We start from the raw sequence: 9,281 nt of genomic DNA, 5'->3' as shown, positions 1-9,281 counted from the left end.
CGCGACATATTTCCGGAACACCTTGTCGTAATGTTTCTTCTCCTTCTCCATCCACTCGTCCTCCTCCGGTTGCTTTCGTTAGCTGTATTCTATCACTTTGATGTGTCTACTTTTTATACTAACTTCACTATTCTGAAGAAAGTTGATAGAATTCCAGAAAAGGTTGGGAGAATCGACAGCGGCTTCCTCCTTTTCCAGATCAAAACAAAACGCAGAAAGGTTTTTTTCTGCGAAAGGTCATCGAAAAAGGTTCGTCCCGTAAAAAGCTGGAAGTATTCCGCCTCCAGCTCCTCCGGTCTTCCCATCTCTTCATCCCATTTCTCCCTATACAGACAAAAAAGCAGCCTCCCTCTGGTTTTCACCGGGAGAGGCTGCTTTTTTTCAGGCGCCGGGCGGCATATCCTGCTCATCGTAGCGCCGTTCGAGGTTAACGAATTTATTGTGTTCTTTCACGAAGGCGAGTTCCACGGTTCCGACCGGACCGTTACGCTGCTTGGCGATAATAATTTCGATAATATCCTTTTTTTCTGATTCCTGATCATAGTAATCGTCCCGGTACAAAAAGGCAACGATATCGGCATCCTGCTCAATACTTCCTGATTCCCGGATATCCGACATCATCGGCCGCTTATCCTGGCGCGACTCCACGCCGCGGGAAAGCTGGGAGAGTGCAATCACCGGCACTTCCAGCTCCCGGGCGAGGCCTTTCAGTTCCCGGGAAATTTCAGAAACTTCCTGCTGGCGCCCTTCGCTGGAACGGGCATCCCCCTGAATCAGCTGCAGGTAGTCGATCATGATCATGCCGAGCCCGTTTTCCTGCTTCAGTTTGCGGCATTTGGAACGGATGTCCTTCACTTTAATACCCGGCGTATCATCAATATAAATACCGGCTTTGGAAAGACTGCCCATCGCCATCGTCAGACGCTGCCAGTCCTCGTCTTCCAGGTGGCCGGTACGAAGCCGCTGGGCGTCGATGTTTCCTTCGGCACAGAGCATACGCATGACAAGCTGGTCCGCTCCCATCTCCAGACTGAAGATCGCCACGTTTTCGTCTGTCTTCGTGGCAACATTCTGGGAAATGTTCAGCGCAAACGCCGTCTTACCAACAGAAGGTCGGGCAGCTACGATGACAAGGTCACTTTTCTGGAAGCCCGCTGTAATCCGGTCGAGTTCCTGGAAACCGGTCGGTATGCCGGTAACATCGCCTGCTGTATGCTGAAGCATTTCGATTTTATCGAACGCTTCAATCAGTACGTCTTTAATATCAACAAACTCGCCGGAAGACTGCTTTCTGGAAACTTCGAGAATCGATTTTTCCGCCTCATTTAATATGAGATCCACTTCGTCTTCGGCGTTGTAGCTTTCCGTTGCAATGCTTGTCGCCACGCGGATCAGGCGGCGCAAAAGTGACTTTTCCTCGACGATCTGCGCATAGTACTGCACGTTGGCAGCTGTCGGCACGGCGTTGGCAAGGTCCCCGAGGTAGGAGACACCCCCGACTTCCTCGAGCCAGTTTTTAGCATGCAGCTCGTCGATCATTGTGACTAAATCGACCGGTTCGCCTTTATCGGATAATTCCAGCATGACTGTAAAAATACGGCTGTGTGCCATCCGGTAAAAATCTTCCGGCATGAGCCGCTCTGTTGCTGTAATAAGTGCCTGGCTGTCCAGAAAAATAGCACCAAGCACTGCCTGCTCCGCTTCAATGTTTTGAGGCGGGGTCCGGTCGGTGAACAGTTCGTTCATTGTGATCCCCTCATTTCCCGGTTCTCACCGTTACGCTTCCTTAACGTGCACCTTAATGACAGCCGTCACTTTCGGATGCACTTTCACATTGACGTTTGTATAGCCGAGAGCACGGATCGGCTCTTTCAGCTCGATCTTGCGCTTGTCGATCTTATAATTGTCTTTTTTCAGCTGTTCGGCAATCTGCTTGTTCGTGACGCCTCCGAAAAGACGCCCGCCTTCACCGGCTTTTGCGGTAAGTTCAATCGTTTTGTTTTCCAGCTCTTCTTTCATTTTCTCCGCCTGCTTCAGTTCTTCTTCCGCCTGGCGCTCTTCGCTTTCCTGTTTCTTTTCCAGCGACTTCATGTTGCCTTTGTTTGCTTCCACTGCCAGATTATTCTTCAGCAGGTAGTTGCGGGCGTAGCCGTCCGGTACGTCCTTCAGTTCGCCTTTTTTGCCTTTTCCTTTTACATCCTTCAAAAAGATGACTTTCATGATGATTGTCCTCCCTTGAAATATTCGTCTATTTTTTCTTTCAGCAGTTCTTCTGCTTCTTCTTCTGTAACATCTTCCAGCTGGGTGGCCGCATTAGTGAGGTGGCCTCCGCCGTTCATTTTCTCCATAATAACCTGTACATTGACGTCCCCGAGGGAACGGGCACTGATGCTCAGCCGGCCGTCTTCAATTTTGGAAATAACGAAGGAAGCAACGACGTCGTTCATGGAAAGCAGCGTGTCTGCTGCCTGGGCGATCAGGACCTGTCCGTATGTTTCGTCAGAATATCCGCGTGCAATGGCCACCCCGCCGGCATAAATATGCGCCTGTTCAATCAGCTTGGAGCGCTTCACGTAATGGTCCAGATCTTCCTTCAGAAGCTTCTGCACGAGTGTTGTATCGGCGCCCCGGCTGCGGAGGTAGGAAGCAGCATCAAATGTCCTGGATCCGGTACGCGTCGCAAAGCTTTTCGTATCCACGATGATTCCGGCAAGCAGGGCTGTTGCTTCCAGCGTATCCACCTGCGGCTGCCGCGGCTGGTATTCAAGAAGCTCTGTTACAAGCTCCGCCGTGGAGGAGGCGTATGGTTCCATGTAGACAAGTACGGCGTCATCAATAAAGTCCTCTCCGCGGCGGTGATGATCAATAACGATCGTCCGCTCCACTTTGTCGAGAAGCTTTCTTTCCTGGACGAGACTAGGCTTATGCGTATCCACGACGACGACGAGCGTGTCATCAGTCACTTCTTCCCGGGCTTCTTCCGGGGTGATAAAACGGGCCCAGAGCTCCCGGTTGTGCTCTACTTCCTGCATCAGTTTCCGTACGCTCTGGTTCACATCATCCGGATCAACGACAATGTAACCGTCCTTGCCGTTTGCTTCGGCAATCTTCAAAATACCAATCGCTGAGCCGATACAGTCCATATCCGGGTTTTTATGACCCATAATATACACTTTTCTGCTTTCGCGGATAAAGTCACGCACAGCGTGGGAAATAACCCTCGCCCGGACGCGTGTCCTCTTTTCGGTGGCGTTGGATTTGCCTCCGTAAAAACGTACTTTTCCGTTGTTTTCCTTGATGGCCACCTGATCTCCTCCCCGTCCGAGAGCAAGATCAAGACTCGACTGGGCAAGCGAGCCGAGGTCCCTCAGGGAAAGTTCCCCGCTTCCAATACCGATACTCAGTGTAATAGCGATTTTTTCCTCCTGGGTTTTCTCCCGGATTTCATCAAGAAGGATGAACCGGCTCGTTTCCAGTTTTTCGAGTGTTTCTTCATTAAAAATGGCAATAAAGCGGTCCGAGGACGTCCGGCGGATCAGAATATCGTGTTCTTTGGACCACTGGTTCAACGATTCGGTTACGTGGGCGAGAAGCTTGCTGCGTATCTGGTCGTCGAGACCCTGCGTTACTTCATCATAGTTGTCGAGATAAATAAACCCGACCGCGGTTTTTTCCTGCTCGTACTTTTCCTTAAAGGCCTTTTCTTCTGTGGCATTAAGCAGATAGAGAAGCCGCTCATCCGGCTCGTGCACCACACGGTAATTTTCTTCTTTCACATTCAAATAAAAGGAAATTTTGTTATCGTTGACGAACTCAATCAGGTCATCGGAAATCGTTTCAAGCGATACTCCGTTCAGATCCTGATTCATCAGCTGCTGCATATAGGGATTCGTCCACTGTATGACGCGTTCCTGGTTGTAGAGGATCATTCCTACAGGCATCTCGGTGACTGCTTTCTCTCCCGCTTTATTTACACGGTAGGTAAGAGTGGAAATGTAGGAAGACAAGTCTCTTTCAAATTGTATCCTCGCGCGGATCACCAGAACCACCGTAGCTGCCAGGATGGCAAATCCAGCCAGTCCAAGACGCCATTCATAATAAGTGAGTATCCCGATGAACAGCGCTGCGATGGCATATAATAGAAAAACGTGCATTCCGTGCCAGCGCTTCATGAGGAATTTAGGCATTGTACACAACTCCTAGTTCTGCGACTTCAATCGCGTTCTTAAGTCGAAACCTAAATCAATTATACCTAAGATTCGTATAATAGGAAGTAAAAATGGAAAAACGAAAGCGGCTCCAGTAATAAGCAGAGGCAGGACTACTGTTACTTTTTTCAAATGGAAGAAAAAGAACATAAATGCCAGTCCCTGTATAATCATACCTGCCTCCATCACCGGCATCAGGTTGGCGGAAATCGTGTTTAACGTTCCTTCCTGCCCTTCACTCATATTAATAAAGGAAAGTATGAGCGCCAGCAGGTAGTACCAGATGAACGACTTAGGAAAGCTCCATTCCCTGAAAGGAGGGAAGCGCGGAATATGGCTGCCGCTGCGCCGGATATACCAGGAGGCAGCGATCTGCATAATAAACGCAATCGCAGCACCAAAAAGAACAATCAGTGCCGGAACAATCACCTGCACATCGTCAACGAATGCCATTACTTCGTCTCCGGCATCCACGTTTTCGTCAATGCCTAAAAGTCCTTCCGTCTGTTCCACTGAATCCTCCATCATCATCTGAAAAGACTGCACCGGATCGGTATCGGTCAGAGCCATCGTTCCGGCGTAAGTGAACACGATACCGAGAATAACGCTCAGTGCCGTGCCAGCATAGGCACCAAAGGCCCCTTCACCCCTTCTGTAGAGCTCTCCCATTGCAATACCGGCTGCTCCGAATAAAAGCATGAACGCCGGTGCAAGCAGGCCGATAACTAAAGAAAGGATTATCAGCGTAAACAGGGCTGCAATGGAAGCCGTCTGCCATCCGTACTTATGTGTGTAAACCGCAAAAGGAACGGGAATAAAAAACAGCAGAATCAGGCCGGCAAACGGTACAAGCAGGGAAACGAATATAATCGCTGTAAAAACCCCCGCCGCCAGAAAGCCGTCCCGTACTGCATTTGACTGGTCCATCGATACACCTTCTTTTCGGTATAAGTTAACGTTGAATATTTTATTGTTCTGCTGTTTCGGGAAGTCCCGGCTTATAAGCAGGCTTCTTCAAAACCGAATTACATTTTATCACGTATAGGCCGAAAAAAACAAAGGGACAGCCGAAGATCAAAATGCCCCTGCCTTTTTTAAATAAAGTTCTGATAAAACATTATGGGTTCATAGAAAAAACTTCGCTTCCACCCGGCAGGCTTGCCGTGGAGGAGCTCTCCAGCTTCCCCGGCCTGCCGTCCTGCGGGATCTTCCTACCTCCTTCTTCCACTGGCGTCCGCCGGTTTCCGCTTCGTTTTCCATCGTATACAACGGAAAATCTTCACCTATAGAAGAAATGACTTCGTATTTTATCGGAAGCTGCAGGAGACATGGGGGACTCCGGAGCGATAAAGGACGAGCGGAAGATCCATTCCATCCGACGGCAGGAGGAGGGAATTAGCTGAAGCCGGCCCGCTCGGAAAGCCTCCCGTGGAAACGTAAGCGGACGTTCCTCCTAACTTTCAAAACGGACTCCAATAAACAGCTTCCGGAGAGCAGTAATGTATGTATGCGGCTTTTCTTTCCATAAAGAAAACCCCCGCTATGAGGCTACATAACGGGGGAATTTTACTATTCTTTCGTAACGAATGGAAGTAGAGCCATTGTACGTGAACGCTTTACCGCTCGGGTAAGCTGGCGCTGGTACTTGGCAGATGTTCCTGTTACGCGGCGTGGAAGAATCTTTCCTCGCTCGGAAACAAACTTCTTCAGCAGGTCAACATCTTTATAATCAATCTTCTTGATTTTGTTTACTGTAAAGTAACATACTTTACGGCGTCTTGGACGACCACGACGTGCCATAGATATTACCTCCTTTTATATTTTATTCAAACCGTTTTAGAACGGCAGATCATCATCATCGATATCGATCGGCTTGCCTTCCCCGGCAAACGGATCATCGTTGGACGAACTTTGACCGTAACCGCCTCCGGAGCCTGCCCCCTGCTGATTCGGTGCTCCGAATCCGCTCTGGCCTCCGGGTGCACCCTGTCCGGTATCACCGGACTGGCTGCCCTGGGAGGATCCGCGCGGCTCCAGAAACTGAACGCTTTCAGCGACTACTTCTGTCATGAATACACGACGGCCTTCATTGTTGTCAAAGCTTCGTGTCTGAATACGGCCGTCGACCCCGGCCATACTGCCTTTTTTAAGGTAGTTGGCGACGTTTTCCGCCTGCTTTCTCCATACTACAGTGTTGATGAAGTCAGCTTCCCGATTGCCCTGCTGGTTCGAGAACGGACGGTTTACAGCAAGCGTAAAGGTAGCTACTGCAATGCCGTTTGCCGTGTAACGAAGCTCCGGGTCTTTCGTTAAGCGTCCAACTAGAACAACGCGGTTAATCATCCGAATTCCTCCCTGGATCTTGGTTTCGATCAAGCCAGTTATTATTAGTCATCCTCGCGTACAATGATAGAACGCAGGATGTTATCGTTAATAGAGCTCAGGCGGTTGAATTCATCAAGAGCCTGCTTAGCAGCCTTCACTTGAAGAATTACGTAGTAGCCTTCAGGAAAGTCATTGATCTCGTAGGCGAGACGTTTTTTTCCTTTTTCCTCTGTTTCCGTAACTTCTGCGCCATTATCCGTAAGAATCTTGTTGAAACGCTCGACAGTTTCCTTCGTCTGAGCTTCTTCGATGTCTGGACGGACGATGTACATAATTTCGTAGTTGCGCATGTGTTTCACCTCCTTTTGGACTAGGCCCTTTCCCTAAAAATAAGAAAAGAGCAAGGAGCGAGTCGTTTTGCCCGCAAGTTAATATTATAGCAGAGGGCAGGCAGGGAATCAATCATAAATTCGCAGACGATTCAGCCGGATACGGCGTGGGCGATCAGCTCAAACGACCTTCTCCGCGCCTGAAAACCGTGGATATTCGTAATAAGGAGAAATTCATCGTTTTTGTATTTCTCCTGCAGTTTCTTCAGCTGTCCGCGGACATCTTCCGGCGTCCCGACGACCGCACGACGCCTTTCATGGTGCATTTCTTCTTTTTCCTGATGAGTGAACGTTTTCTTTTCCACCATCTCCCGGGAAGGAATCATCGTATCCCCTTTTTTGATTCCTGCAAGCCACCTGTCCTGAGTGAGAGCGAGTTTTTCTGCCTCTTTCCTCGTTTCCGCACACACTGCAAATACGCAGACGATCACACGCGGCTTTACATGATGCTCCCTGCAAGCTTTCCGGTAGGCTTCCATCGTTTCCTGATGGTGATCCGGATTAATAAAATGACCGAATACGAGACCCATCCCCCGGCTTCCGGCAAGCTGGCCGCTTTCGGCATTCAGTCCGAGCAGCCATTCCGGGGGCGCTTCTGCTTTTCTCGGAGTCGTTTTTATAATGCGGTACGGGTGATTACGCGGAAGGCTGTCCCGGAGGAAGCCGTGCAGATCATCCAACTGCCGAGGGAAAGCATCAAAGTTTTTTTCCAGACCATCGGTGAGCGCTTCACGTGCCCGTTCGCTTCCTCCGGGAGACCGTCCAACACCGAGATCAATCCGGCCCGGATAAAAACTTTCCAGCGTGGAAAACAGCTCGGCTACTTTCAGTGGACTGTACTGCGGAAGAAGAATTCCCCCCGCTCCGATCCGGATCTTCTTTGTGACCGCTCCAATGCGGGCCATCCACAGTTCCGGGGCGGCGCTCAGCAGTCCGTTGCTGCTGTGGTGTTCTGCGAACCAGTAGCGGCGGTAGCCCCATTTTTCCGCCGAACGCGCAAGTTCTATCGTATGATCAATTGTTTCAGCCGCAGTATGTCCCTGATGAAGAGGCACCTGGTCAAGAATTCCAATTTTCACCGCGAACTCTCCTCTCTTCTATTTCTTCTATTCGTATAGTATGCCATACTAAGAAAAAAAGCTTCAGTCATTACGCTTAGGAGGATGATGAAATGATCGAGCAGAAGAACTTTTTTACTTCTTGGAGCGGCGGAAAAGATTCCGCCCTGGCCCACTATAAGGCAGTACAGGAAGGAGGAAAGCCTGTATGTCTCCTTTCCATGTTCGAAGAAAACGAGGAATATTCACGTTCCCACGCCCTACCGTATGGAGTCATTCTTGCCCAGGCAGACGCGATGGGACTGCCGCTGCTTGTCCGTGGAGCTTCCTGGCAGACGTATGAATCCCAGTTTCTTGATGTTCTCGATGTCATGAAACGAAACGGCATTACCCATGGCGTTTTTGGAGACATTGATCTGGAGGACCATCTTGTATGGGTGGAACAGAACTGTTCCCGCAAAGATATCCAGGCCTATCATCCTCTCCGGTACAAAGAACGAAGAAAAGTACTGGACGAACTTCTTGACGCAGGATTTGAAGCCGTTATCGTCGTTGTCGATGAAGAAAAACTTCCGTCTTCCTTTCTTGGAAAGGAAATGAATGAAGAAACCATTCAGGAAATCGAACAGCTTGGGGTGGATCCATGCGGGGAGGAAGGCGAGTTCCATACGCTGATCGTGGACGGTCCGATGTTCAACAAGCGCATCCCGGTCGATTTTAAAGAAATCGAACATCATGACCACTACGCATTTCTGCCCGTCAAACTGCAGGTTGGATAATTCCCAATATAATTACACATACAAAAGAGAGCAGCTGGATAAATTCCGGCTGCTCTTTTCAGGCTGTTGATTAAGTCTTATATCTGGAATCATTATTCCAACGTATAAGCTTCTCCTTCACTCCCGAGCCTGCCGTGGGGCTCGTCATCAGCTGTTTGCCCTCCAGCCATGGAAAAGGATCTTCCGACTTCGCTTGTTCCCACCGGCGTCCCCGCCGGACGTTCCGGAGGAAAAAGCCTCTCTTTCATGAAATAAAGGACGGGTTCAACACGTTTTTTAGAAGAGAAACCTTCTTTTTATTTTCCTGCTGGAGCTGCAGCAGGCGACTCCGAGGCGAGATAGGACGAGCGGAAGATCCATTTCTTCCGAGCAATGAGAGGAAGAAATTAGCTGAGGCCGGCCCGCCCGGAAACATACTAACATTAGTAGCACAAACCAAGGCCATGGTTTGTGCTACGCTTTTTTTGTAGAAGGGAAGGGAAGTCGTCGGGACGCCTGGATCGTTGAATCCGCAAATGGAAA

The 9,281-nt window shown here is 49.6% G+C and carries 10 protein-coding genes; 1 reads left to right on the top strand and 9 read right to left on the bottom strand.

Going from position 1 to position 9,281, the window contains the following annotated elements; all coding sequences use genetic code 11:
* Positions 1 to 381: 381 nt before the first annotated feature.
* From dnaB to C6Y45_RS16935, 8 genes are all read right to left on the bottom strand, one after another.
* Positions 382 to 1,746 (bottom strand): replicative DNA helicase, encoded by a 1,365-nt coding sequence (gene dnaB / locus C6Y45_RS16970; protein WP_107586413.1) that lies wholly within the window; start codon positions 1,744 to 1,746, stop codon positions 382 to 384.
* Positions 1,747 to 1,776: 30 nt separating this feature from the next.
* A complete protein-coding gene (gene rplI, locus C6Y45_RS16965) occupies positions 1,777 to 2,220 on the bottom strand; it encodes a 50S ribosomal protein L9 (RefSeq protein ID WP_107586412.1) in 444 nt (147 codons plus the stop codon).
* A complete protein-coding gene (locus C6Y45_RS16960) occupies positions 2,217 to 4,187 on the bottom strand; it encodes a DHH family phosphoesterase (protein WP_107586411.1) in 1,971 nt (656 codons plus the stop codon). The genes rplI and C6Y45_RS16960 overlap by 4 nt, the downstream gene beginning before the upstream one ends.
* Positions 4,188 to 4,199: 12 nt before the next feature.
* Positions 4,200 to 5,135, bottom strand: a complete 936-nt coding sequence (locus C6Y45_RS16955; RefSeq protein ID WP_107586410.1) for a YybS family protein — start codon at positions 5,133 to 5,135, stop codon at positions 4,200 to 4,202.
* Positions 5,136 to 5,777: 642 nt separating this feature from the next.
* Positions 5,778 to 6,008 (bottom strand): 30S ribosomal protein S18, encoded by a 231-nt coding sequence (gene rpsR, locus C6Y45_RS16950; protein WP_107586409.1) that lies wholly within the window; start codon positions 6,006 to 6,008, stop codon positions 5,778 to 5,780.
* Between the two features lie 36 nt (positions 6,009 to 6,044).
* Complete coding sequence (gene ssb, locus C6Y45_RS16945) at positions 6,045 to 6,551, bottom strand: single-stranded DNA-binding protein (RefSeq protein WP_107586408.1); 507 nt, start codon at positions 6,549 to 6,551, stop codon at positions 6,045 to 6,047.
* A 44-nt stretch (positions 6,552 to 6,595) separates the two neighbouring features.
* Positions 6,596 to 6,883, bottom strand: a complete 288-nt coding sequence (gene rpsF, locus C6Y45_RS16940; protein WP_107586407.1) for a 30S ribosomal protein S6 — start codon at positions 6,881 to 6,883, stop codon at positions 6,596 to 6,598.
* A gap of 131 nt (positions 6,884 to 7,014) precedes the next feature.
* A complete protein-coding gene (locus C6Y45_RS16935; protein ID WP_107586406.1) occupies positions 7,015 to 8,001 on the bottom strand; it encodes an LLM class flavin-dependent oxidoreductase in 987 nt (328 codons plus the stop codon).
* Between the two features lie 92 nt (positions 8,002 to 8,093).
* Between C6Y45_RS16935 and C6Y45_RS16930 the strand changes: the two genes are divergently transcribed.
* The gene (locus C6Y45_RS16930) at positions 8,094 to 8,759 is read left to right on the top strand and encodes a Dph6-related ATP pyrophosphatase (protein ID WP_107586405.1); all 666 of its coding nucleotides are present in this window, start codon (positions 8,094 to 8,096) and stop codon (positions 8,757 to 8,759) included.
* 244 nt (positions 8,760 to 9,003) lie between these two features.
* Here the strand turns inward: C6Y45_RS16930 and C6Y45_RS17910 are convergent.
* Positions 9,004 to 9,281: hypothetical protein (locus tag C6Y45_RS17910; protein ID WP_218017835.1), on the bottom strand; the 278-nt coding region annotated here is incomplete at its 5' end.

Origin of the sequence: Alkalicoccus saliphilus (assembly GCF_003044065.1) — a bacterium.
Taxonomy (GTDB): Bacteria; Bacillota; Bacilli; order Bacillales; family Salisediminibacteriaceae; genus Alkalicoccus; species Alkalicoccus saliphilus.
This window is presented reverse-complemented; position numbering and strand designations above follow the sequence as displayed.

Bases quoted from the DNA above. Each gene is read 5' to 3' on its own strand.
- dnaB (WP_107586413.1), bottom strand. From the start codon at position 1,746: ATGAACGAACTGTTCACCGACCGGACCCCGCCTCAAAACATTGAAGCG.
- rplI (WP_107586412.1), bottom strand. From the start codon at position 2,220: ATGAAAGTCATCTTTTTGAAGGATGTAAAAGGAAAAGGCAAAAAAGGC.
- C6Y45_RS16960 (WP_107586411.1), bottom strand. From the start codon at position 4,187: ATGCCTAAATTCCTCATGAAGCGCTGGCACGGAATGCACGTTTTTCTA.
- C6Y45_RS16955 (WP_107586410.1), bottom strand. From the start codon at position 5,135: ATGGACCAGTCAAATGCAGTACGGGACGGCTTTCTGGCGGCGGGGGTT.
- rpsR (WP_107586409.1), bottom strand. From the start codon at position 6,008: ATGGCACGTCGTGGTCGTCCAAGACGCCGTAAAGTATGTTACTTTACA.
- ssb (WP_107586408.1), bottom strand. From the start codon at position 6,551: ATGATTAACCGCGTTGTTCTAGTTGGACGCTTAACGAAAGACCCGGAG.
- rpsF (WP_107586407.1), bottom strand. From the start codon at position 6,883: ATGCGCAACTACGAAATTATGTACATCGTCCGTCCAGACATCGAAGAA.
- C6Y45_RS16930 (WP_107586405.1), top strand. From the start codon at position 8,094: ATGATCGAGCAGAAGAACTTTTTTACTTCTTGGAGCGGCGGAAAAGAT.